The sequence below is a fragment of the Actinomadura sp. NPDC049753 genome, from assembly GCF_040674655.1.
GTDB classification, from domain to species: Bacteria; Actinomycetota; Actinomycetes; order Streptosporangiales; family Streptosporangiaceae; genus Spirillospora; species Spirillospora verrucosospora.
Genome location: NZ_JBFARL010000072.1, coordinates 1 through 22,549 on the forward strand (window position 1 = coordinate 1; position 22,549 = coordinate 22,549).

Consider the following 22,549-nt stretch of genomic DNA (forward strand, 5'->3'; position numbering starts at 1 on the left):
GCCTGTACCCGATGCTGACCGCCCAGCACCGCTACCTGGCCCGCTGCCGCGACCTGGCCACGGGCGGCGCGCCCCGTGCCGTCCCCCGGCGACGGAAGCGGCCAGCGCGTCCCGCGCCGATCCCCACGATCGGCATACCGTCGTTCAAGAGTCGTACGAGACTCGCCGACGGGAAGTCGTTTTTCGACAATCGACCCGTTTCTCGCCGCGATCTCCACTAGAGTCTGCCTGCGACCCCGGCACTACGGGGCCGCAGGCTTTCTTCTCGGTATGAACGCGCCCGGAGCTTTTCGACCGTTTTCCTTTCGCCGCTCATGCCGTCGGGCGGAAAGCCTTTCGGGCCGGCGCACGCATTGCCGCCGCCCGCTGGTCGGCGGCCGGTCGCACCTCGACCGAACCGGCCACCATCGGTTCCGGGAAGGATGCAACAGGTGGCCGCTTTCGACGGCGCGAGCGGGTCCACGTGAAACCACGAGCGTCCATGCCACGGGATTTCACCCTCCTGTGGAGCGGGTCGGCCGCCTCCCAGCTCGGCACCATGAACGCGGCGATCGCGATCCCGCTGCTGGCGCTGTCCCTGACCGGTTCGCCGGTCTTCGCGGGCTGGGTCGCCGCGGCCGGAACGTGCCCCCGGCTGCTCCTCTACCTGCCCGCGGGCATGCTCGCGGACCGCTTCGACCGCCGACGCATCATGCTGACCTGCCAGTACACGCGGTTCGGCGTGGCGGTGCTGCTGGCCATCGGCCTCGCCCTGCACTACCACCCGGGCCTGCTCCTGGTCGGCGCCGCCGCGGCGGACGGCGCGCTGGCGGGCCTGTACAGCCTGGCCGAGGTCGCCGTCGTCAAGCGCGTCGTCCGCCCCGACGAACTTCCCGAGGCGATGGCGAGAAACGAGGCCCGGGGCCATATCGCACTGCTTCTCGGCCGCCCGCTCGGCGGATTCCTGTATGGCCTCGACAGGGCGCTGCCCTTCGCCGCCGACGCTCTCTCCTCCCTTTTCTCCGCCCTCACACTGCACTGCGTGCGGGAGAAGAATTTCGCCCCGGAGGAACAGAGGGATCCCGAACCCACCGATTTCGGAAAGTGCCTTCGCTTCATACTGGGCCACCCATTCCTGTGCATGGTGATCGCCGTGTGCGCGGTGACGAACTTCGCCTTCCAGATCATTTTTCTGATGCTCGTGGTGCAGGCGGACCAGGAGTTCACCTCCACTTCGATGATCGGCATTCTCTTCGCGGCGTCCGGGCTCGGGGGCACGCTCGGCGCCGTCGCGGCGTCCCACCTCTCCCGCCGCTACCGCCTGGCCCAGGGCAACCGGCCGATGCGGCTGCTGTTCTGCTGCGTCTGGGGATGGTTCGCGATGACCGCGATCGTGACGGCCTATGACAGCCCGCTGGCCGGGCTCGCCGCCTGGGGCGGGATCAGCTTCATCGGCGCGCACATGAACGTGGCGCTCACCGTCTACCAGGCGACGTGGATCCCCGACGACATGCTGGCGCGGGTGACCAGTATCAACAGCCTCCTCACGCAGAGCGCCGTCCCCCTGGGGTCGCTGTTCTCCGGCTACCTGCTCTCGCTGGTGGCGAGCACGAGGATCGCGACCGGGGTCGTCGCCGCGATCACCCTGTGCGTCGCCGTGGTCAGCAGCTGCTGGCTCTGGTCGCTGAGGAAGCGGCGGAACATCGGCTCCCACCAGACGCTCAGGGGCGCGCTCGCCGAGGTGGTCGGACCCCCGCTCCGCCGCTGCGCGGCGGCGGCCCGGGCGGTCCCGGGACGGGTCCGCTCCACGGCCCGGTCCACGGACTCCGGATCCGACACAGACCTTTATGACAATTCCACACCGCCGGAAATGCCCCAGGGGATCATTCCTCGCTGAACGCGTACGATATGCCCCACCGATGGGGGTCCCGGTGCGGTTCGGGTGTCGGAGGGGATGAGTGTCGGACGTGGCATGGTCGCTGCCTTTCGAAGACCAGTCCCGCCTCGTGCGGGCCCTGTGGGAACTGGAGACCGTGCGCAAGCGCACCTCCCGTGACCTCTGCGTCTCCCTTCTGGAACGGCGGCTGGGCCATCCCCTCCCGATCAGCCGGGACGACAAGGACATCACCGATGTCTGGCATCTCGTGGACGCGTGCCTGTCCTATCCCGGGGCGTTCCACGCGCTGATCGAGATCGTCGAGGAGTTCCACCGCGGGAGCACGCCGATGGGAGAGCTCCGCGACCTCGTCGAGGAGCTGCTTCCCGAACCGCTGCTCGGCCCGGAGGAGCGCCGGGAACTCGACGGCCTCCTGCGGAGCCTGGGCGACCGCGTCTCCGAGGCCGTCGAGCCGGCCGCGATCCGGGCGCTCTACTGGGAGGTCGCCGGCCCCTCCGGCCCCGCCCTCGTCGCCGACCCGGGCGACCTGTGGAGCGTCCTCGCCAGGCTGGAGGACCTCACCTTCAGCGTCGAGGGCGTCCCGCCGCTGCTGTCCTTCGTCGACGGGCTCGCCGCGCACGCGGCCGGACCCGCGGCCGCCGGGCTGCGCGCCTGGGCCGACCGGCTCGCGCACCGGCTCGGGGCGGAGCGCGGCCTCCCCCGGGCGCGGCGGCGCGAGGTGCCCGCGGCGCGGGACGCCGCGGCGCGGAGCTACCTGGTCATCGAGCTCCGCGGGGACGGAGCCGCGCCGGACCGCTACCTGGCCTCCGCGTGGCTCCAGGTGGACGGCGGGCACGGGCTCATGCTGCGTTGCGACGACGAACCCGTCCCCCTCGACCGGCTGCCCGGCCTCGTCAAGGAGCTGCTGTGCGAGGACCAGCACGTCGTCAACCGGCCGACGCCGGAGCTGACGCTGGAGTTCGTGCTGCCGGTCGACCTGCTCGGCACGCCGGTCGACCAGCTGCGGATCACCGTGGACGGGCTGGAGCGGCGCCTCGGGATCGAGCATCCGGTGGTCGTCCGCAGCCTCGACCGGATGCGCAGGCGGGCGTACCACCACCACTGGCGCCGCAAGTGGCAGTGGCTGCGCGACAATCCCCACGGCGCCAAGGTGTGCTGGGTGACACAGCCCGGGCAGTACGGCGGTGAAAGCCTCTACAGCATGCTGCTGTCCGAACCGTCGTCGGTGTGCATGGCCATGGCCTTCCCCCCGCGCACGGACGGGCCGGACTCCGCGGAGCTGCGCGCCGCGCTCCAGGCCGGGGCGCCGATCGTCACCTGGTGCCGCCGCGGCCGCGATCCGGAGCGGTTCGCCCAGGAGTTCCGGGAACTGCTGGGCGCGGGGGCGATGGACCTCCCCGACGCCGTGCTGGCGCTGCGCCGGCAGGCGCTGCGCGCGCTCGACGGAGACGGCGGCGGCGTCCATCTCGGTCTCGACCTGACGCTGGTGTTCGACGACGCGGACCGGCTGCCCGAACCCTACGTGCGGCTGGACGCCCCGGCCTGAGCCCCCTGGGAGGTACCTGTGGCGAAGACGGAGACGACCGCGGGCGACGAGTCCGGGGACTGGGAGATCTACCGGGGTGACGCCCGGCCGCACGACGGCCTGGCGCGCCTGCCCGATCCGCCGCCATGGAGGCGGTTCGACACGGCGGACGGCGCGGCACGGCTGCCGGGCGGCGGCCTGGAGCGCGCCCTGTCGTACCGCCCGAAGCCGAACGTCGTCACCATGGTGAACGTGGCCCTGCGCCTGCGGCGGCCCCTGCTGGTCACCGGCAAGCCCGGGACGGGCAAGTCGACGCTCGCCTACAACGTGGCGCACGAGCTGGGCCTCGGCCCCGTGCTGGACTGGCCGATCACCAGCCGGGTCACGCTCCAGGAGGGGCTGTACCGCTACGACGCGATCGGCCGCCTGCACGAGACGAGCCTGCGCCGGGCCGTGGCCCCCGGGGCCGACACCGAGGCCCCCGACATCGGCCGCTACATCCGGCTCGGGCCGCTCGGGACGGCGCTGCTGCCGCAGCCGCGCCCCCGCGTGCTGCTCATCGACGAGCTGGACAAGAGCGACATCGACCTGCCCAACGACCTGCTCAACGTGTTCGAGGAGGGCGGCTTCACGATCCCGGAGCTCGAACGCCTCCCGGAGGACCAGCCGGTCGTGCACGTCATGCCGGCCAAGGGACCGGACCGGGTGCCGGTCGGCCGCGGCCGGGTCCAGTGCACCGCGTTCCCGCTGGTCGTCATCACCAGCAACGGCGAGCGGGAGTTCCCTCCGGCGTTCCTGCGCCGCTGCGTCCGGCTGGTGATCGAGCCGCCGAGCCCCGAGGAGCTCGCCGAGATCGTCGAGGCGCATCTCGGCGCCGCGGCGAGCGCGGCGAGCGCGGACCTCATCCGGGAGTTCCTGGACCGCCGCGAGCAGGGCGACCTGGCCACCGACCAGCTCCTCAACGCGGTCTACCTGAGCACGACCGGCTCCCGGCCCTCCGAGGCCACGCTCCAGGACATGGTCAGGGCGATCCTGCGCCCGCTGGGCGCCGCCGGCTCGGGATGATCCCCCGGCTGATCGGGGCGCTGGAGGCGCTCTCCCCCCGGCCCACCGCGGAGGAGGTCGCCGACGCCCTGTGGCTGGCGCTGTCCCTGCCGGGGGCCGCGGCGCCCGCCGGTCAGGACCCGCCGGCGCCCGGCCCGGAGGCGGAGCCGGAACCGCCCGCCGGGCCCGTCGCGGCCGAGCCCGCGGTCGCCGAACCGTCCACGCCCCGCCGGCCGGTCCGTCCCGCGTCGTCGGCCGCGCAGGCGGGACTGCACCTCCCGGCACCGGGATCCGCGCCGGGGGACGCCGTGCGCGCCCCGGCGGCGCCCGCGCTCCCGCACGCGCTGAGCCTCGCCCGCGCGCTGCGGCCCTTGCGGGGCAGGGTCTCGTCCCGGACGGTGGAGAACCTCGTCGAGGAGGCGACGGCGCAGCGGATCGCGGAGACCGGCATCTGGGAACCGGTGATGGAGCCCGCGCCGGAACGGCGGCTCGACCTCGCCCTCGTGGTGGACGGCGGCCCCTCCATGGTCATCTGGACCCGGCTCGCGGCCGAGCTGCGGACCCTGATGGAACGGCTGGGCGCCTTCCGCGACGTGCGGGTGTGGCGGCTCGACGCCGACGGCGACGCGCTCGTCCTGCGCACCGGCAGCTCGCCGACCGGGCCGGGGCGCAGCCCGGACGAGCTGATCGACCCGACGCACCGCCGCGTGGTCCTGGTCTTCAGCGACTGCATCGGGCAGGCCTGGGGCGACGGGCGCGCCGCCGCGGTCGTCGAACGCTGGGCGCGGTCCGCCCCGGTCGCGATCCTCCAGCCGCTCCCCCAGCGGCTGTGGTGGCGGTGCGCGACGGTGGCCGAGCCGGTGTGGCTCGGGGCGCAGCAGGCCGGGACGCCGAACGCCCGGCTCGCGGTGCGGCCGCGCGAGGAGTCCGCCGTGCCGCCCGGCGTCGCCGTTCCCGTGATGGAGCTGCAGCCTCGCTGGCTGCGCCCCTGGGCCGAACTCGTCGGCTGCGGGTCGGAGCGGGTCGCGGCGATGGCCGTGTTCACCGGCGCGCCGGCCGCCGAGGCCCGTCGGGACGCCCGGGAGGAGGACGGCGGCGACCCGTCGCCCGCCGAGCGGGTGACGCGGTTCCGGGCGGCCTCCTCGCCGACGGCGTTCCGGCTGGCGGCCTACCTCGCGGCGGCCCCGCTGCGGCTGGAGGTCATGTCGCTCGTCCAGAGGGCGATGCTCCCGGAGGCCACGTCCGCGCACCTGGCCGAGGTGTTCCTGGGCGGCCTGCTGCGCCGCGCCCGCCGGGCCTCGGACCCGGCGGGCGTCGAGTACGAGTTCCACGACGGGGTCCGTGACGTCCTCCTCGGCGGTCTGGGCCGCACGGAGGCGATGGGCGTCCTGCGCAACGTCTGGGACGTCGTGCGCGGGCGGTGGGGGTCCACCCAGGACTTCCCCGCGCTGCTGCGGGCCGTCCAGCAGGGCACCGAGGACCTGCGGCAGGATCCGCCGTTCGCGCAGGTCGCGGCGCGGGTGCTCGCCCGGCTCGGCGGACGCTACGCGCAGATCGCGGAGCGCCTGGCGCAGAGCGCCGCGGACGGTCCCGGCACCGCCGTCCCGGACGACGCCGGACCCGCGCCCGGCGAGGGCCCCGCGCGGGAGGAGCCGGAAGCGCGGGCGCCGCTGCTGGGCGGCGGGCTCCCGGCCCGCAACCCCGACTTCACCGGCCGCGACGCCCTGCTCCGCGACATCCGGACGGAACTGTCCGGCGCGGTGACCTCCCTGCTGCCCGCGGACCCGCGGCGGCTCGGCGGGCAGGGCAAGTCGCAGCTCGCCGTCGAGTACGCCCACCGCCACGCGGGCGACTACGACCTCGTCTGGTGGGTGCCCGCCGAGCGGACCACGCTCGCCAGGTCGTCGCTCGCCGAGCTGGCCCGGCGGCTCGGCACCCCGCTGAGCGACGAGGTCAACCGGACCGTCGAGCACCTCCTGGACGCGCTGCGCGCGGGCCCGGGGCGCCGGCGCTGGCTGCTCATCTACGACAACGCCGCCGACCCCGACGAGATCGTCCCGCTGATGCCGGTGCGCCGGGAGGAGCCCGGCGGACGGCTGACGACGGCCGTCCCGGGAGGGCACGTCCTGATCACCTCCCGGGACCGCCGCTGGGCGGAGCGCACCGCCGGCAAGGAGGTGGGCGTGTTCGAGCGCGCGGAGAGCATCGCGCTGCTGTGCCGCCGCGTGCCCGGCCTCACGCCCGCCGACGCCGACCGGCTCGCCCAGCGGATCGGCGACCTGCCGCTGGCGGTCGAGCAGGCCGCGGCGTGGCACGCCGTCACCGGCCGGACGACCGCGGAGTACCTGGGGCTCCTCGACCGCCGGCTCCACGACGAAAGCCGGCCGAGCCTCCCGCCGGACTATCCGGCCGAGCTGGCCGCGACGCTGACCCTGGCGTTCGAGCGGCTGCTGGAGGACGCGCCCGCGGCGGGGCGGCTGCTGGAGCTGTGGGCCTTCTTCGGCCCCGAGCCCGTCACCCGGAACCTGCTGTCGGCGGGCGCCGCGGACGGCCTTCCCCCGGAACTGGAGGAGACGCTGGGAGACGCCGGCCTGCTCCGGACGGCGATGGCCGACATCAGCCGCTACGCCCTCGGCCGGTTCGACCCGGATCCGTGCAGCCTCCAGGTCCACCGGCTCGTGCGGACGATGCTGCAGACCAGGCTCTCCGAGACCGACCGCCGGGCCGTGCGGGACCGGGTGCACCGGATCCTCGCCGCCGCGACGCCGCAGGCGCCGCCGGAGGACGAGACCACCTGGGCGATCAGAGCGGAGATCGCCCCGCACGTGGTGCCGTCGGGCGTCATCGGCGGCGCGTCCACCGGGGTCCGCGGGGTCGCGCTCGACCAGATGCGCTACCTGTACCTGCTCGGCGACTTCGAGAGCAGCCGCGTCCTCGCCGAACTCGCGCTGGAGCGGTGGCAGCGAGAGCTCGGGCCCTACGACGAGTCGGTGCTCATCGCGGGCCGCGAGCTCGGCACCGTGCTGCGCGCGCTCGGGGAGGTGGCCGCGGCGAACCGGCAGAACGCCGACATCCACCGGCGGACGACCGAGCGCTTCGGGCCCGGCCACTCGCTCACCATGCGCGCCGCCCGCAACGTCGCCGCCGACCTGCGGCTGAAGGGCGACTTCCGGGCCGCCCTCGCCCTCGACCAGGACACGCTGCGCCGCACGGTCCGGCTGTTCGGCAACGGCCACGTCGAGACCCTCGTCGTCGCCAACAACGTGGGCATCGACCTGCGCCTGCTGGGCGAGTTCGAGCGGGCCCGGGCGATCGACGCCGGCTCGGTCGAGCAGCTCCGCGCGAGCCTCGGCCCGCGCCACCGCAACACCCTGCTGGCCATCAGCCAGCTCGCCCGCGACCTGCACGGACTGGGCGACTACCGCGAGGCCGCCGCGCTGCAGCGGGAGGTCCTGACGACCATGCGCGAGACGCCCGGGTCCGAGCACGCGTTCGTGCTGCACACGGAGATGAGCCACGCCGTCACCCTGCGGAAGCTGGGCCGCCACGGCGAGGCGATGGCGCGGGCGGAGGCCACGCTGCGGCTCCACACGCAACGCTACGGCGAGCGGCATCCCGACACCCTCGCGGCGCGGCGCGTGCTGGTGGCGGCCTGCCTGGCGGCCGGCGACGCCGGGAGGGCCCGCGCGCTCGGAGAGGCGGCCCTCGCCGAGCACCGCCGGGTCATGGGCATGGACCATCCGTTCTCCCACGCCTGCGCCGCGGACCTCGCCATGGCGCTGCGGGGCCTGGGCGACCACGAGGCGGCGCGCGTCCTCGACGACACGTCCGTCCGGGAGCTGCGCGCCGCGCTGGGCGCCGACCACTACTTCTCGCTCTGCTGCTCGGTCGGGCTCGTCCACGACCTGTTCCACATGGGCAGGCTGGAGGCGGCCCGCATCCGCTCCAACGAGACCTGGGAGCGGTTCAGCGGCCGGTACGGCCCGGACCACGTCTACACGCTCGCGTGCGCCCACAACCACCGGGTGATCTGCGACGCGCTCGGCCTGGAGGGCCCCGCCGGCGATCCCGCCGGCGCTCTGGCGGACGTCCTCGGGGCCGGGCACCCGGACGTGAGGCGGGCCGGGGAGGGACGTCTACTCGACTGCGACATCGCGCCGACCTCGCTCTGAGGCGGATGGACCGGGGCTCGGCGCACGGAACTGAGGAGGGGCAGCGGACATGCTTCCCGATTTCGACGCCACCGGCCCTCTATGGCGCCCCTCGGGGCCCTGCGTCATCGTCGGCTGCGACATCGCGGGTTTCGGCGACGCGGCCCGGACCGACGACGTGCGACGGCACATGCGCGACGCGCTGTACCGGCATCTGGACGTGAGCCTCGCCGCCGCGGGGGTCTTACTGGCCGACTGCTACTGGGAGGACCGCGGCGACGGAGCGATGATCGCTCTGCGGCCCCATCTGGAGGTGGAGTCGGTCCTGGTGGACGTCGCCGACACGCTGCGGGCCGAACTGGGCCGTCACAACCGGGTCGCCTCCGAGATCGCCCGGATCCGGCTGCGGATGGCGGTGCACACCGGGGAGGCCGTGTTCGACGGCCACGGGCTGGTGGGGACGGCCGTGAACCACACGTTCCGCATCCTCGACGCCCCCGCCTTCAAGGAGGCGCTCGGCGAGTCCGGGGCGTGGTTCGGGCTGGTCGTCTCCGAGCGCGTCCATTCCGACGTCGTCCGGCACGCCAGGGGGAGGATCATCCCGGAGGACTACCGGCGGATCGAGGTGTCGGTCAAGGAGACCGACACCCCGGCGTGGATCAGGTTGCCGGGCGTGGGCGGCCTCCCGGACGCGCGCCGGTACCCCGCGACCACGGGGACCACAGTCTCACCTCGGCCGTCGGCCTTCGCGCCGCCGCCGGACGCGCCGGGCCGGCCGGCGGTCTTCGAACTGGTCGACCGCATGCTGGAGGTGCCGCTGCTGTCGTCCCCGCAGGGCCGCGACCAGGTCGTCGGCGCCCTTCGCCGGGACGTCTCCGCCGCGGTCACCCGTCACGCCGGCGCCCGGATGGACTGTTTCGCCATCCTCACCACGTGCCTGGACTACCCCGGCGGGCTGAAAGAGCTCGTCGACGTCACCCGGGGGCTGGCCGGAGAGTCGCTTTCCGTCCACCGCCTGGAACAGGCCATGGCCCGGATCCTGTGAGCCCCGCCCGGATCTCTTCCTCCGGGCCCGGGTGCGTCAGGCGTGCTCGGTGCGGAGGTGGTGCTTGAGGGTCGCCAGTTCGAGGTGCGGCGCGTGACAGCGGTCGCAGGCCCAGACTCCGCTGGGTATGGTGACGCCGCGCGCCGACGCGTCCTCGCGTGCGCACAGCAGGTTGTAGGACTGGACGAGGCGTCGCCACGTCCGCCGGACCGCCGATGACATTCCCGCTCCCCCTCCGAGCCCGGTTCGGTGCTCTTGGGCTCAGCATAGGGTAACGGGAATGTCAAGGCGAAACGCCGGGCATCACTGCCCGATCTTCAGGCCCGGTTCGCCGTGCCGGTACTCCAGGGGCCGGACCCCCCGGCCGCCGGGCACGTTGGCGCCACGGCGCATCATGCCGGTGGGCAGGATCGTCCGCCCGAAGCTGTTCGCGAACATCATCGCGGCGGCCGCGTACAGGGCGACCACGGCGGCGGCGACGAACAGCCAGCCGCCGACGTCCAGCGGCCAGGTCGAGCCCACCCAGAATCCGGCGGCCGTGAAGCCCGCGCCGACCGCCAGGCAGCCCCAGACCAGGGCCGTCATCAGGTTCTCGCCGAGTGCGGCGAGCGCGCCCAGTCCGGTGATCACCGCGAGCGGGATGAACCAGAACGCGAAGCCCTGATAGGCCGTGCCGAGGACCGGCGCCAGCGCGACCGGCGCCGCGCCGATGCTCACCAGCAGGAACAGCAGCCCCCAGCCGATGAAGAACGTGCCCCACATGCCGTGCATCGCGGTGGCCACGCCGTCTCGCGCCCGGTAGCCCCACAGGCCGGCCAGCAGCTGCGCGATGCCGCCGAAGGTCAGCACGAAGGGCCACAGGATGAGCGGAGTGCCGGCGCCGCCGTACCAGCCGGCCTGCCACGCGCCCACCATCATGGCCGCGGCGGCGAGCCCGAACAGCCCGAGGATCGACGGCGCCGCGATGGGCTGCAGGAACACGCGGGTGCGATCCTCCCAGAGCGCGTGCTCGCCGGCCTGGTCCGCGCCCCTCGGGGGCGCCATCGCCGCGCCCTGTGCCGGTGCGGCCGCGCCGTGCGCCGGGGTGGCCATGCCCTCCTCGGGCATCGCCTGTCCCCTGTGCTCGCCGGGCATCGGCGCGGATTGGTGCTCTCTACGCCTTGCCATGAGATCCCCCTCTGAATCGGAGAGCTGTAAGCCCCTCCTAACCGTGTTCAACCAGGTCAAACGGCATATGACGGTTTCCTGAAGAGGTTCGCGTTTGCACCCGGCCCCCTTTGCCACACGCTGACGCGGGCATGGTGAGCCGGTGGCTCAGCGGCTCCGGTGGCTCAGCGGCGCGGCGGGCAGTGGATCTCCAGGCCGGGGGTGGTGTTCCAGCCGATCAGCGTGAACAGCCGCTCGATGTGCGGCGGGACCCCGTGCAGGACGAGGAGGCAGTCGCGCTCGTCCAGGGCGCGGGCGGCCTCGCTGAAGGCGCGCAGGCCCGCGACGTCCATGAACTCGACCCCCGACAGGTCGGCGTGCAGGTCGCCGGACACGCGGTCCTGGACGGCGCGCAGGGCGCGCGCGACCGCGGCGGTGTTGGAGACGTCGACCTCCCCGGCGAGCAGCACCCGGGGCACGCCCGACGCGGCCGTGATGCGCAGCAGCGCGGAGTCGTGCTCGACGATGTCGTAGCGGGGAGCCTCCCGCGCACCGGGCTCGGGGGCGCCCTCGCCCCCGGTGATCCGCCAGACCGTCATCTGCTCCTCACCCTCAACGGGGCGCCGCCGCTACCGTGCGCGGCCCCGTATATGCAAGGCTCTCACCTGTCGGGACCTTCTGGACCCCACCAGAGCGGAAAACCACGATCGGAAGCCATTTCATGGACGAGAAGGCGATCCTGGAACGTATCAACGATTTCATCGAGGAGGAACACTCTCTCCGGCAGGCGCACGAGCGGGCCGAGACCTCCAACGCCGAGGCCCAGACGCGGCTGCGGGACCTGGAGGTGGCGCTCGACCAGTGCTGGGATCTGCTGCGGCAGCGGAGGGCCCGCATCTCGGCGGGACAGAACCCGGAAGACGCCCAGGTCCGTCCCGTCGGCGAGGTGGAAGGCTACTGGCAGTAAGAGGTCACCTCTCCCACGGATCTCCCCGCGGATGCGCAGGAAGCCGGCGCAACAGGCCGATGGTGCGCTCGACGACATGCCGGTGGACGCCCGGTCCCGAGCCGTGGGGCCGCCGCGGCGGGCGATGACCCGCGCGATCCCCCTGCCCCAGAGCCTGGCTGTGCCGAGTGATGTCTTCGACGGCGACCGGTCAGAGCCAGCCGTTGTCGCGGGCGATGCGGATCGCGTCGATGCGGTTGCGGCCGCCGGTCTTGGCGGTGGCGTTGGCGAGGTGGTTGCGGACGGTGCCGAGGCCGAGGCGCAGGCGTTCGGCGATCTCCTGGGCGCGGGCTCCCTGGGCGGCCATGCCGAGGAGTTCGCGTTCGCGGGCCGTGAGCGGGTTGGGACCGGCCTCCCAGGCGGTGGCGGCGAGCTGCGGGTCGATGACGCGGCGGCCGGAGGCCACGGCGCGCACCGCGCGGGCCAGTTCGTCCGGCGAGGCGTCCTTGAGGATGTAGCCGTGGACGCCCGCGGCGAGCGCGCGGCGCAGGGTGCCGGGCTTGCCAAGGCTGGTCAGCATCAACGTGCGGCACGCGGGCAGGGCGTCGTGGAGCTGGACGGCGGCCGCCAGCCCGTCGATGCCGGGGAGGTCGATGTCCAGCACGGCCACGTCGGGCCGGTGCAGCAGCGCGGCGGGCAGGACGTCCTCGCCGCGTTCGACGTCGGCGACCACGCGCAGGTCGGGTTCCAGCTCCAGCAGCGCGACCAGCGCGCCCCGGATCATGTGGACGTCCTCGGCGAGCAGGACCGTCGTTCCGCTCATTTCGGCGCGATGGCGGTCAGGAGGAAGCGGCCGTCGGCGGCGATCTCGGTGTGCAGGGTGCCGGCGACGGAGGCCAGCCGTTCGCCGAGGTTGAGCAGCCCGCTGCCGCCGACCGGGCCGGGGGCGCGGCCCGCGTCCGCCCCGTCGTTGGCGATCCGGAGGCACACCGTGCCGCCGTCGATGGTCAGGGCGATGTCGCAGCGCCGGGCGCGGGCGTGCCGCACCACGTTGGTGACGCCCTCCCGCAGCACGATCGCCAGCGTCGTCTGCACGCGCCGGTCGATCGCGGCCGGGTCCAGATCGAGGGTGACCGAGGAGTCGATCCGGGCGGCGGCGAGGATGCTGCGGGCCGCCTCGCACTCGTCGGCCAGCGACAGGTCCCGGTAGGTCGCGGCGACCTCGCGGACGTCGGTGAGCGCCTGCCGGGAGAGCTCGACGACCGCCCCCAGCTCGGCCTCGGCCCGCTCCGGGCGCGACGGCGTCAGCCTGCGGGCCAGCTCGGTCTTCAACGTGATCGCCGACAGCCTGTAGGAGAGCAGGTCGTGCAGGTCGCGGGCGAACCGCAGGCGCTCCTCGGAGACCGCCAGCCGGGCGGTCTCGGCGCGCGACGCCGACAGCGCCGTCACCGCCTCCCCCAGCCGGGTCACCCCGTAGACCATCACCCCGGCGAGCGCGCTGGACTGGCCCATGTAGAGGACGACCAGCAGGCTCTGCCCGGCCAGCGCAGCGGCGACCGACAAGCTCGCCGAGACCGCGGCGAACAGCGACCAGCCGAGCCGGGGCGGCAGGACCAGCAGCAGCGAGGCGGCCAGGAACCCGCCCATCGAGCCCCAGCGCGCACCGAACAGCGTCAAGGGCGCGTATGTCAGCACGACCTGGGCTGCAAGCGCCGCTACCTTGGCGCGGACGGGCAACCGGCGGCCCCAGGGCGAGCAGTGCACCAGCAGCAGGCCGAACACCATCAGAGCGGCCGCCCCCGACAGCACCGGCACGGCGGGCCCGGCGGAGTGCGGTACGGCCTCCGCCACGTTCAACGGCATGACCAGCAGGTACGAGCCCAGGATCGCGAAGAGGATGGCGCGTGCCAGCCGGGGGCTGGGCAGCGCCACCGGCGCTCCCGCACCGGCCGGGCCGAGATGATCGCCTTCCGCCATGCCCCCACCGATCAAGAATCCGCTCACCGAAGGTCACCAGAGGATAGATCAGGAGAATCGGACCGGGAAGAACTCACAGACCTGTCCATGAGCCGCGCACTGGCCGCGGGCCGGTCGCCGGACGACACTGACGCCATGAAGACGATCTCCACGTCCGTGCACGTCCAGGCCGCCCCCCGCCTGGTGTGGGAGGTCCTGGCCGACCTCGACGGCTATCCCTCCTGGAACCCGTTCATCCGCGAGGCCGCCGGAACGGTCTCAGCCGGCCGCCAACTGACCCTGCGCATGTTCCCGGCCAGGGGCAAGCCGGTGACGTTCAGGCCGAAGGTGCTGACCGCCGACCCCGGCACCGAACTGCGCTGGATCGGACGCCTGTTCATGCCCGGGATCTTCGACGGCGAGCACTGGTTCCGGCTCACCCCCACCGACGACGGGGGCACCGACGTAGAACAGGGCGAACGCTTCTCCGGGCTCCTGGTGCCCTTCGTCGGCGCGATGATCGCCCGCACGGAGACCGGCTTCGAAGCTCTCAACCAGGCCCTCAAGCAACAGACCGAGAGCAGACTCCGCGCCTTGGACCTGGGCCACTAGCCGTCCTCGCGGCCGGGTGAAACCAGACAGAGGGGCCTGGATCGGCCGCGTCGGGCGTGCGTTTCGCCCCGCCGACCGTCGGTAACGGGGGCCGCCCCGGACCCGGCAGCGGCGGCCACTACCCTGCGCTCGGGCACAAGCGCCGCCGGCCGACCGCTTACGGCTAAGCCCTCACGGGCTCGTCACGGGACCATCCAGCCGAGCACAGCGGTGGACTGCAGGCCGGACAGCACGCACATCCCGGCCAGGAACAGCAGGCTCCACAGCACCACGCGGCGGAAGATGTCGCCCTCGCGCCCGTCCAGGCCGACGGCCGCGGCGGCGATGGCGAGGTTCTGCGGCGACACCATCTTGCCGAGGACGCCGCCGGAGCTGTTGGTCGCGGCCATCAGGACCGTCGACAGGTCGGCCTTGTTCGCGGCGGTGACCTGCAAGGAGCCGAACAGCGAGTTGGACGAGGTGTCCGATCCGGTGACGGCGGTGCCGAGCCAGCCGAGGATCGGCGACAGCAGCGCGAACGCGCCGCCCGCCCCGGCCATCCACGTCCCGAGCGTCACGGTCTGTCCGGAGGCGTTCATCACGAACGCCAGCGCCAGGACGGCCATCACCGTGATGATCGCCCACCTGAGCTGGACGAGCGTCGTCCCGTAGGCGCGCAGGGCCCGGCCGGCGCCGACGCCGAGGGCGGCCATGGTGATCAGCCCGGCGACGAGCATCTGCGTGCCGGGCGTGGTCAGGTAGTTGAAGGTGAAGGTTGTCAGGGCCAGCGGCTTGCCCGACGGGCCCGTGAGATGCAGCCCCGGCCAGGAGAACGTCCGGGTCGCCCGGTCCAGGAGGTCCTTGACCTGCCCGATCTGGCACACGACGAAGACCGCGATGATGATCGCGTAGGGCGCGTAGGCGCGGGCGACCTCGGCGCGGGAGTCCCCGGCCCGTCCCCCGTCCCGGCCCTCGACGCGGGCGGCGAACTCCGGGGTCGGCTCGTCCGCCGCACCGCCGGCGACCGGGGCGGGCTTCGCCGCCGCCGCCGACGGGCGCAGCCGGACGGCCAGGACGACGGCCGCGGCGGAGACCAGCGACGCCACGACGTCGGCGAGCGGCACCGAGACGAAGTTCGCGGTGACGTACTGCGCGGCCCCGAACGCGGCGCCGCACAGCAGGGCGACGGGCCAGGTCTCCCGCAGCCCGCGCCGCCCGTCCACGATGGCGACGAGGACGAGCGGGACGAACACGGCGAGGATCGGGGTCTGCCGCCCCACCATGGCGCCGAGCGTGTCGCTGGACTCGCCGGTGACCTTGCCGAGCGTGAGGATCGGCGTCGCCATCGCGCCGAACGCGACGGGCGCGGTGTTGGCGGTGAGGGCGAGGACGGCGGCCTTGAGCGGCGGGAAGCCGAGCGCGATCAGCATGACGGAGGTGACCGCGACCGGGGTGCCGAATCCGGCCAGAGCCTCCAGCAGCGCGCCGAACGAGAACGCGATCAGCACCGCCTGGAGCCTGCTGTCGTCGCTGACCTGCGCGAACGACCGGCGCAGCACGTCGAAGTGGCCGGTGGCGACGGTGATGTTGTAGACCCAGAGGGCGTTGATGACGATCCACAGGATCGGATAGAAGCCGAACGCCGCCCCCTCGGAGCCGGCGAGGAGCGCCTGGTCGGCGGGCATCCCGTACGTCCAGACCGCGACGGCCAGCGCGACCGCCAGCGCGATCAGGGACGCGAGCCACGCGCGCATGCGGACGCCGCCGAGCAGGACGAACAGCACGGCCAGCGGCAGCGCGGCGACCAGGGAGCTCCAGCCGAGCGAGTCGGCGACGGGATCGAGGACCTGCTGGTACACGGCGATCACCTCGTGGGGTAGTGGTCGCCCCCGAGTACGTCATCCCTACCCGGCCCGGTGACGGAGATCACCTTGATAGTGAACTTTTCAACCGGTCAGAGCTCCCGGAGGAGCCGGGCCGGGGTGATGGGCAGGTCGCGGACGCGGATCCCGGTGGCGTGGTGGACGGCGTTGCCGACGGCCGCCGCCGCGCCGACGATGCCGATCTCGCCGATGCCCTTGGCTCCCATCGGGTTCAGGTGCGGGTCGGACTCCTCCACCCACGCGGCGTCGACGTCGCGGATGTCGGCGCAGGCCGGGACGTGGTACTGGGCGAGGTCGCGGTTCAGGTAGTCGCCGAACTCCGGGTCCATGACGCTCTGCTCCATCAGCGCCATCCCGACGCCCATCGTCATCCCGCCGATGAACTGGGACCGGGCCGTCGTGGGGTTGATGATCCGCCCGGCGGCGAACACGCCGAGCATCCGGCGGACGCGGACCTCGCCGGTGTCGGCGTCCACCTCCACCTCGGCGAACTGCGCGCCGAACGCGTGCCGGGCGTACTCGGCGCGGGCCTTGAGCTCCTCACCGGTGTCGGCCGACGCCTCCACGCCCTCGGGCGGGACGGCGCCGTTCAGCTTGTCGCGCAGGGCCTCGCAGGCGCGCACGACGGCCGTCCCCCAGCCGGCCGTCCCCGCCGATCCGCCCGCCACCGAGGCCCTGGGGAACGAGCTGTCGCCGATCTCCACCCGGATGCCGGCGAGGTCCTCCTTGAGCGTCTCGGCGGCGATCAGGGCGAGGGCGGTGCGGGCGCCGGTGCCAATGTCGGCGGCGGCGATCCGGACGGTGAACGTCCCGTCGGGCTCGGCGCGGGCCGTGGCCTGGTTCGGCCGCTGGTAGGCGGGATAGGTGGACGCGGCGACGCCCGTGCCCACGAGCTTGCGGCCCTCCCTGCGGACGCCGGGCCGGGGGTCGCGCCCGGCCCACCCGAAGCGTTCGGCGCCCTCGCGGAGGCAGGCGACCAGGTTGCGCGAGCTGAACGGCAGCCCGCTCTCCGGCTCGCGGTCGGTGTCGTTGCGCACGCGGAGCTCGATCGGGTCGATGCCCGTGGCGACGGCCAGCTCGTCCATCGCCGATTCGAGCGCGTACATGCCGGGCGTCTCACCCGGGGCGCGCATCCAGGACGGCGTGGGGACGTCGAGCGGCACCACCCGGTGCGAGGTGAGGCGGTGCGGGGCCCCGTACATCATGCGCGTGGGCGTCGCGGTCTGCTCGGCGAACTCCTTGACGGTCGAGGTCTGCTCGGCCACCTCGTGCAGGATCGCGTTCAGCCGTCCGTCCTCGCCCGCGCCGAGGCGGAGGCGCTGGACGGTCGGGGTCCGGTAGCCGGTGGTGGCGAACATCTGCTGGCGCGGGACGGCGAACTTCACGGGACGTCCCGTGACGCGGGCGGCCATCGCGGCGAGCACGACGTTCGGCCGGGGCGTGCCTTTGGAGCCGAACCCGCCGCCGACGTGCGGCGACACGACGCGCACCCGGGAGGGGTCGAGCCCGAAGACCTTCGCGATCGTGGACTGGACGGTCGACGCGCCCTGGTTGGAGTCGTACAGCGTGAGGGTGCCGTCCTCGTCCCACCGGGCGATCGTGGCGTGCGGCTCCATCGGGTTGTTGTGCTCGGCCGGCGTCGTGTAGACGGCGTCCACCCGCACGGCCGAGTCGGCGAACGCCTTCTCCGGCTCGCCCTGCTCGGTGTCCGCGGGGAACACCGGGTTCACCTTGTCCGGCTTGTAGAGGCCCGGATGGTCGGCGCGCAGACGCACGTCCGGCTCCTCCTCGGCGTACTCGACGCGCAGCAGGCGGGCCGCCTCCCGGGCGGTCTCCAGGGTCTCCGCGACCACGGCGGCCACGAACTGGCCGCGGTAGGAGACCGTCCGCGACTGGAACAGGGCCAGTTCGCCGTCCGAGGTGTCGCTGAGCTCGGGGGCGTTCTCGCAGGACAGGACGGCGAGCACCCCGGGCAGCCGCAGCGCGGCCTCGGCGCCGACCGACTCGATCCGGCCCTTGCCCGCGCTCGCCTGGACGGCCGCGGCGTAGGCGGCGCCCTCCACGGGGTACTCGAACGCGTACCGCGCCGTCCCGGTGACCTTCTCGCGGCCCTCCAGCCGGTCGGTCATGACTCCTCCCCCAGCTCCGTCAGCGTCCGGACGATCAGGTTGCGCGCCATCGGCACCTTGTAGGCGTTGTCGCGCAGCGGCTCGGCGGCCTCCATCTCGGCCTCGGCGGCGCGCAGGAAGGACTCCTCCGTCGCCTCCGCGCCGCGCAGGGCCTCTTCGGCGCGGCGCGCCCGCCACGGCTTGTGGGCGACGCCGCCGAGGGCCAGCCGGACGTCCCGCACCCGGCCGTCGGCGACGTCCAGGGCCGCCGCGACGGAGACCAGCGCGAACGCGAACGACGCGCGCTCGCGGACCTTGCGGTAGCGGGACGGCACGCCCAGCGCGGGGACCTCCACGGCGGTGATCAGGTCGCCCGGTTCGAGGGTGGTGTCGCGCTGGGGCTCGTCCCCGGGGAGCCTGAGCAGGTCCTCGATGGGGACGGTCCTCTCTCCGCCGCGCCCCTGGACGCGCACGGACGCGTCCAAGGCGGCCAGCGCGACGGCCATGTCGGACGGGTGCGTCGCCACGCAGGCGTCGGAATGGCCCAGGATCGCCAGGTTGTGGTGCTCGCCCTCCCGCGCCGGGCATCCACTGCCCGGGGTGCGCTTGTTGCAGGGCTTGGAGGCGTCCTGGAAATAGGAGCAGCGGGTCCGCTGGAGCAGGTTGCCGCCGACGGTGGCGAGGTTGCGGATCTGGCCGGACGCCCCCGCGAGCACGGCCTGCGCCAGGACGGCGTGGCCCTCGCGCACGGTCCGGTCGGCGGCGACGGCGCTGTTGGTCACCGCCGCGCCGATGGCGAGGCTTCCGTCCGGCCGCAGCTCGATCTGGTCGTACGGGAGATGCGCGACGTCGACGAGCCTGCTCGGCTCCTCCACCCCGAGCCGCATCAGGTCGACGAGGTTGGTTCCACCGCCCAGGTAGACGGCTCCGTCCCGGTGGCGCTGGAGGGCGTCCTCGGCGCTGGTGGCACGCTCGTACGCGAAAGGCCTCATGCCTCCGCCCCCTCCCTGCGCTGCGCAGCCTGCCTGAGGGCCGCGACGATGCCGACGTAGGCGCCGCAACGGCACAGGTTGCCGCTCATTCGCTCGCGTATCTCGTCGTCGTCCAGAACGGGATCCGCCCTCAGGTCACCGGTGACCGCACTGGGCCAGCCGCGTCCGGCCTCGTCCAGCATCCCGGTGGCGGAGCAGAGCTGGCCGGGCGTGCAGTACCCGCACTGGAAGGCGTCGTTCTCGATGAACGCCTGCTGGACGGGACTGAGCTCTCCGTCCCGCGCCAGCCCTTCGACCGTGACGACCTCTGCTCCGTCGTGGGCGACGGCCAAGGCCAGGCACCCGTTCGCCCTGCGGCCGTCGAGAAGGACGGTGCAGGCCCCGCACTGGCCGTGGTCGCAGCCCTTCTTCGACCCGGTCAGACCGAGATCCTCGCGCAGGACGTCCAGCAGGGACGCTCGGGTGTCGACGTTGAGCCGGTGCTCGGTCCCGTTCACGACGAGGGTGACGTCGGCGTGCACCGGGGTGGCTTCGCTGTCCATGCCGGGGTGCCTACCCCGGATCTTCCGTCGGTCACAGAACCCCGGCGGCCGCGTCGGGGCTCTTCCCCGGCCCCGCCGGTCAGTCGTTGTCGGTGAGGATCTCCACGACCTGCCGGGCCGTGTCGGTCGGGAGCGGCGACGGGAGCCCCTTCCACCGGCGGGACGCGGCCATCGCCGCGGCCCCCGCCCCTCCCCCGTACACGGCGGCGGTGATGAACGACGCCAGTTCGGGAGGGAGCTTCCGCTCAAGCAGCAACACGTTCATGCGGTAGGTGGCCGCGGTCGCCATGACCCCGAACGCCCCGGCCACGGCCCCGAGGCGCAGGGCCGGAATGCGCTGCCTGGCCTTATCGATCATCTCCTGCTGGGCCGCCTCGACCACACGCCGGGCGAGCACGAGGTTCTGCTCCAGCGGGTCGTCGGCCGCGGCAGGTTCGCGCGACTTCGACATGACCTCGGCTTACCCGCAGTTTTACAGGAGATTCCGGCTAGCAATATGTCACTTTCCGTGACATTGCCTGTGCTGTAAGTTGCCGAACCGGACCCGACAGGAAGGCCGGTTCATGCAACCCTTCGAGCTGCCCGACTTCTACGTCCCGTATCCCGCGCGGCTCAACCCGAATCTGGAGGGCGCGCGGCGGCACACCATGGCGTGGGCGCGCGAGATGAAGATGCTGGACGCCGACCGGGACCCCGGCACCCCCGACATCTGGGACGAGCGCGCGCTCGAAGCGATGGACTACGCCCTCCTGTGCGCCTACACGCACCCCGACTGCGCCGCCCCCGAACTCGACCTCGTCACCGACTGGTACGTCTGGGTCTTCTACTTCGACGACCACTTCCTGGAGGTGTTCAAGAAGCCGCAGGACCAGGAGGGCGCCCAGTCCTACCTCGACCGGCTGCCGCTGTTCATGTCGCTGGACCCGCCCGACCCGGTGAACGCGGTCGAGCGCGGGCTCGCCGACCTGTGGGCGCGGACCGTCCCGGCGCGGTCGGACGCCTGGCGGCGCCGCTTCTCGGTGAGCACCCTGAACCTGCTGCGCGAATCGCTGTGGGAGCTGTCCAACATCAGCACCGGGCGGATCCCGAACCCGGTCGAGTACATCGAGATGCGCCGCAAGGTCGGCGGGGCGCCGTGGTCGGCCGACCTCGCCGAGCACGCCGCGGGCGTCGAGATCCCCGAACGCGTGGTGGCGACGCGGCCGCTGCGGGTCCTGAAGGACACCTTCTCCGACGCCGTCCACCTGCGCAACGACATCTTCTCCTACCAGCGCGAGACCGAGTCCGAGGGCGAGGTCAACAACTCCGTGCTGGTGATGGAGCGGTTCCTGTCGGTCGCGCCGCAGGTCGCCGCCGACACCGTCAACGACCTGCTCACCTCGCGGCTGCGCCAGTTCGAGAACACCGCGGTGACCGAGCTGCCGCACGTCTTCGAGGACCACGCCCTCGACCCGGCGGAGCGGGCGAGCGTCGCGGCCTACGTGAAGGCCCTCCAGGACTGGCAGTCCGGCGGCCACGAATGGCACCTGCGGTCCAGCAGGTACATGAACGACAGGTCGCTCGGCATGTCCGCCGCCCGCATCCCCGCCCTGCTGAAGTCGGCGCGGATCAGCCTCCCCCACGTCCCGTTCCAGAAGGTGGGGCCGACGCCGCTGCCCGCGTTCGACGTCCCCTACCCGGCCCGCGTGAACCCGCACCGCGAGCGCGCGGGGCGCAACCTGCTCGCCTGGGCGCGGGAGATGGGCATGTTCTCCCCCCACCCCCGGACGCCCGTCCCGGTGTGGAGCGCCGATCGGCTCACCGGGATGGCGCTGGAGGTCTGCGGCGCGTCCCTCGCCCCCGACGCCGACCCGGACGCGCTCGACCTCGCCGTCCAGTGGCTGGGGTGCGGCACCTTCGGCGACGACTTCTTCCCGGCCGTCTTCAACCGCGACCGCGACATGGCGGGCGCGAAGGCGTTCAACGCCCGCGTCCCCCGGTTCATGCCGCTGGACTGCGGTCCCGTCCCCGCCCCGGAGAACCCGTTCGAGGCGGGGCTGGCGGACCTGTGGCCCCGCACCGCCGGGCCCATGGACGACCGGGGCCGCCGCAAGTTCCGCGCGGCCGTCGAGCACATGGTCGAGAGCTGGGTGTGGGAACTGAACAACCACCTCCAGTCGCGCGTCCCCGACCCCGTCGACTACGTCGAGATGCGCCGGCGCACGTTCGGCTCCGAGCTGACGATGAGCCTGGCGCGCATCCGGCGCGCCACCGAGATACCGCCGCACGTCTTCGAGACCCGCACCCTCCGCGAGCTCGAAGCCTCCGCGATGGACGTCGCGTGCCTGCTCAACGACTGCTACTCCTACCAGAAGGAGATCGAGTACGAGGGCGAGCTGAACAACGGCGTCCTCGCCGTCGAGAACTTCTTCGGCTGCGGACGCGACGAGGCGCTGCCCATCGTGGGCGACCTCATCGCCTCCCGCCGCCGCCAGTTCGAGCACCTCGCCGGCGGCGAGCTTCCCGCCCTCTGCGACCGGCTCGACCTGGACGGCGCCGCCCGGGCCGCCGTCTCCTCGTACGTCGGGGAACTGCGCGACTGGATGGCCGGCATCCTCAAGTGGCACCGCGAGACCGACCGCTACGACGAGCGCGAGCCCGTCTTCCGGCTTCCCGAGCCCACCGGCCCGGGAACGTCGGCCTTCCGCCTTTTCGCGCGCGCCGCCCGCTGAGCGGCGCCCCCTCAGGTCGCCGCCCCGGTTCCC

18 protein-coding genes are annotated in these 22,549 nt (G+C 73.3%); 8 read left to right on the forward strand and 10 right to left on the reverse strand.

All coding sequences use genetic code 11. The features are described from left to right. Positions 1–481 precede the first annotated feature (481 nt). The 5 genes from AB0K37_RS19755 (at position 482) to AB0K37_RS19775 (ending at position 9,641) form a co-directional block, all read left to right on the forward strand. Positions 482–1,876, forward strand: coding sequence for an MFS transporter (locus tag AB0K37_RS19755; RefSeq protein ID WP_363982885.1), 1,395 nt, complete (start codon positions 482–484; stop codon positions 1,874–1,876). 61 nt (positions 1,877–1,937) lie between these two features. Beyond that, positions 1,938–3,422 (forward strand): hypothetical protein, encoded by a 1,485-nt coding sequence (locus tag AB0K37_RS19760; RefSeq protein ID WP_363982888.1) that lies wholly within the window; start codon positions 1,938–1,940, stop codon positions 3,420–3,422. A gap of 18 nt (positions 3,423–3,440) precedes the next feature. After that, a complete protein-coding gene (locus AB0K37_RS19765; protein WP_363982891.1) occupies positions 3,441–4,466 on the forward strand; it encodes a MoxR family ATPase in 1,026 nt (341 codons plus the stop codon). Further along, complete coding sequence (gene fxsT, locus AB0K37_RS19770) at positions 4,463–8,617, forward strand: FxSxx-COOH system tetratricopeptide repeat protein (RefSeq protein ID WP_363982893.1); 4,155 nt, start codon at positions 4,463–4,465, stop codon at positions 8,615–8,617. The genes AB0K37_RS19765 and fxsT overlap by 4 nt, the downstream gene beginning before the upstream one ends. A gap of 49 nt (positions 8,618–8,666) precedes the next feature. Then, complete coding sequence (locus AB0K37_RS19775) at positions 8,667–9,641, forward strand: hypothetical protein (RefSeq protein ID WP_363982896.1); 975 nt, start codon at positions 8,667–8,669, stop codon at positions 9,639–9,641. Between the two features lie 36 nt (positions 9,642–9,677). On the opposite strand, the gene AB0K37_RS19780 is transcribed toward AB0K37_RS19775, so the two are convergent. The 3 genes from AB0K37_RS19780 to AB0K37_RS19790 all read right to left on the reverse strand — a co-directional run bounded on the left by AB0K37_RS19780 (position 9,678) and on the right by AB0K37_RS19790 (position 11,386). Further along, positions 9,678–9,863 (reverse strand): hypothetical protein, encoded by a 186-nt coding sequence (locus AB0K37_RS19780; protein ID WP_345182692.1) that lies wholly within the window; start codon positions 9,861–9,863, stop codon positions 9,678–9,680. An 81-nt stretch (positions 9,864–9,944) separates the two neighbouring features. Continuing rightward, complete coding sequence (locus tag AB0K37_RS19785; protein WP_363982899.1) at positions 9,945–10,808, reverse strand: GPR1/FUN34/YaaH family transporter; 864 nt, start codon at positions 10,806–10,808, stop codon at positions 9,945–9,947. A 164-nt stretch (positions 10,809–10,972) separates the two neighbouring features. Further along, positions 10,973–11,386, reverse strand: a complete 414-nt coding sequence (locus tag AB0K37_RS19790) for an STAS domain-containing protein (RefSeq protein ID WP_363982902.1) — start codon at positions 11,384–11,386, stop codon at positions 10,973–10,975. A gap of 122 nt (positions 11,387–11,508) precedes the next feature. Between AB0K37_RS19790 and AB0K37_RS19795 the strand changes: the two genes are divergently transcribed. Beyond that, complete coding sequence (locus AB0K37_RS19795; RefSeq protein ID WP_363982905.1) at positions 11,509–11,754, forward strand: DUF2630 family protein; 246 nt, start codon at positions 11,509–11,511, stop codon at positions 11,752–11,754. A gap of 190 nt (positions 11,755–11,944) precedes the next feature. Here the strand turns inward: AB0K37_RS19795 and AB0K37_RS19800 are convergent, their stop codons facing one another. Both AB0K37_RS19800 and AB0K37_RS19805 read right to left on the reverse strand, forming a co-directional pair. Beyond that, entirely contained in the window at positions 11,945–12,556 is a 612-nt protein-coding gene (locus tag AB0K37_RS19800; RefSeq protein ID WP_363982908.1) for a response regulator transcription factor, read from the reverse strand. Next, on the reverse strand, positions 12,553–13,710 hold the full coding sequence (locus tag AB0K37_RS19805; protein WP_363982911.1) for a histidine kinase: 1,158 nt from the start codon (positions 13,708–13,710) through the stop codon (positions 12,553–12,555). Before AB0K37_RS19805 ends, AB0K37_RS19800 begins: the two co-directional genes overlap by 4 nt. 87 nt (positions 13,711–13,797) lie before the next feature. Between AB0K37_RS19805 and AB0K37_RS19810 the strand changes: the two genes are divergently transcribed. Continuing rightward, the gene (locus tag AB0K37_RS19810; protein WP_363982914.1) at positions 13,798–14,301 is read left to right on the forward strand and encodes an SRPBCC domain-containing protein; all 504 of its coding nucleotides are present in this window, start codon (positions 13,798–13,800) and stop codon (positions 14,299–14,301) included. Positions 14,302–14,483: 182 nt separating this feature from the next. Here AB0K37_RS19810 and AB0K37_RS19815 read toward each other — a convergent pair whose 3' ends face one another. The 5 genes from AB0K37_RS19815 to AB0K37_RS19835 all read right to left on the reverse strand — a co-directional run bounded on the left by AB0K37_RS19815 (position 14,484) and on the right by AB0K37_RS19835 (position 20,256). Continuing rightward, a complete protein-coding gene (locus AB0K37_RS19815) occupies positions 14,484–16,139 on the reverse strand; it encodes an L-lactate permease (protein WP_363982917.1) in 1,656 nt (551 codons plus the stop codon). A 95-nt stretch (positions 16,140–16,234) separates the two neighbouring features. Then, positions 16,235–18,292, reverse strand: coding sequence for a xanthine dehydrogenase family protein molybdopterin-binding subunit (locus tag AB0K37_RS19820; protein ID WP_363982920.1), 2,058 nt, complete (start codon positions 18,290–18,292; stop codon positions 16,235–16,237). Then, on the reverse strand, positions 18,289–19,263 hold the full coding sequence (locus AB0K37_RS19825) for a xanthine dehydrogenase family protein subunit M (protein ID WP_363982923.1): 975 nt from the start codon (positions 19,261–19,263) through the stop codon (positions 18,289–18,291). The genes AB0K37_RS19820 and AB0K37_RS19825 overlap by 4 nt, the downstream gene beginning before the upstream one ends. Then, positions 19,260–19,805, reverse strand: coding sequence for a 2Fe-2S iron-sulfur cluster-binding protein (locus tag AB0K37_RS19830; RefSeq protein ID WP_363982926.1), 546 nt, complete (start codon positions 19,803–19,805; stop codon positions 19,260–19,262). Before AB0K37_RS19830 ends, AB0K37_RS19825 begins: the two co-directional genes overlap by 4 nt. Before the next feature lie 79 nt (positions 19,806–19,884). Beyond that, the gene (locus tag AB0K37_RS19835) at positions 19,885–20,256 is read right to left on the reverse strand and encodes a phage holin family protein (protein ID WP_363982929.1); all 372 of its coding nucleotides are present in this window, start codon (positions 20,254–20,256) and stop codon (positions 19,885–19,887) included. A 112-nt stretch (positions 20,257–20,368) separates the two neighbouring features. Here AB0K37_RS19835 and AB0K37_RS19840 point away from each other — a divergent pair, with 112 nt between their 5' ends. Beyond that, complete coding sequence (locus tag AB0K37_RS19840; protein ID WP_363982932.1) at positions 20,369–22,516, forward strand: germacradienol/geosmin synthase; 2,148 nt, start codon at positions 20,369–20,371, stop codon at positions 22,514–22,516. The last annotated feature ends 33 nt before the right edge of the window (positions 22,517–22,549 follow it).

Excerpts from the sequence above, each read along its gene's own strand:
- AB0K37_RS19755 (WP_363982885.1), top strand. The coding sequence starts at position 482 with ATGCCACGGGATTTCACCCTCCTGTGGAGCGGGTCGGCCGCCTCCCAG.
- fxsT (WP_363982893.1), top strand. The coding sequence starts at position 4,463 with ATGATCCCCCGGCTGATCGGGGCGCTGGAGGCGCTCTCCCCCCGGCCC.
- AB0K37_RS19775 (WP_363982896.1), top strand. The coding sequence starts at position 8,667 with ATGCTTCCCGATTTCGACGCCACCGGCCCTCTATGGCGCCCCTCGGGG.
- AB0K37_RS19780 (WP_345182692.1), bottom strand. The coding sequence starts at position 9,863 with ATGTCATCGGCGGTCCGGCGGACGTGGCGACGCCTCGTCCAGTCCTAC.
- AB0K37_RS19785 (WP_363982899.1), bottom strand. The coding sequence starts at position 10,808 with ATGGCAAGGCGTAGAGAGCACCAATCCGCGCCGATGCCCGGCGAGCAC.
- AB0K37_RS19790 (WP_363982902.1), bottom strand. The coding sequence starts at position 11,386 with ATGACGGTCTGGCGGATCACCGGGGGCGAGGGCGCCCCCGAGCCCGGT.
- AB0K37_RS19795 (WP_363982905.1), top strand. The coding sequence starts at position 11,509 with ATGGACGAGAAGGCGATCCTGGAACGTATCAACGATTTCATCGAGGAG.
- AB0K37_RS19800 (WP_363982908.1), bottom strand. The coding sequence starts at position 12,556 with ATGAGCGGAACGACGGTCCTGCTCGCCGAGGACGTCCACATGATCCGG.
- AB0K37_RS19805 (WP_363982911.1), bottom strand. The coding sequence starts at position 13,710 with ATGGCGGAAGGCGATCATCTCGGCCCGGCCGGTGCGGGAGCGCCGGTG.
- AB0K37_RS19810 (WP_363982914.1), top strand. The coding sequence starts at position 13,798 with ATGAGCCGCGCACTGGCCGCGGGCCGGTCGCCGGACGACACTGACGCC.
- AB0K37_RS19820 (WP_363982920.1), bottom strand. The coding sequence starts at position 18,292 with ATGACCGACCGGCTGGAGGGCCGCGAGAAGGTCACCGGGACGGCGCGG.
- AB0K37_RS19825 (WP_363982923.1), bottom strand. The coding sequence starts at position 19,263 with ATGAGGCCTTTCGCGTACGAGCGTGCCACCAGCGCCGAGGACGCCCTC.
- AB0K37_RS19830 (WP_363982926.1), bottom strand. The coding sequence starts at position 19,805 with ATGGACAGCGAAGCCACCCCGGTGCACGCCGACGTCACCCTCGTCGTG.
- AB0K37_RS19835 (WP_363982929.1), bottom strand. The coding sequence starts at position 20,256 with ATGTCGAAGTCGCGCGAACCTGCCGCGGCCGACGACCCGCTGGAGCAG.
- AB0K37_RS19840 (WP_363982932.1), top strand. The coding sequence starts at position 20,369 with ATGCAACCCTTCGAGCTGCCCGACTTCTACGTCCCGTATCCCGCGCGG.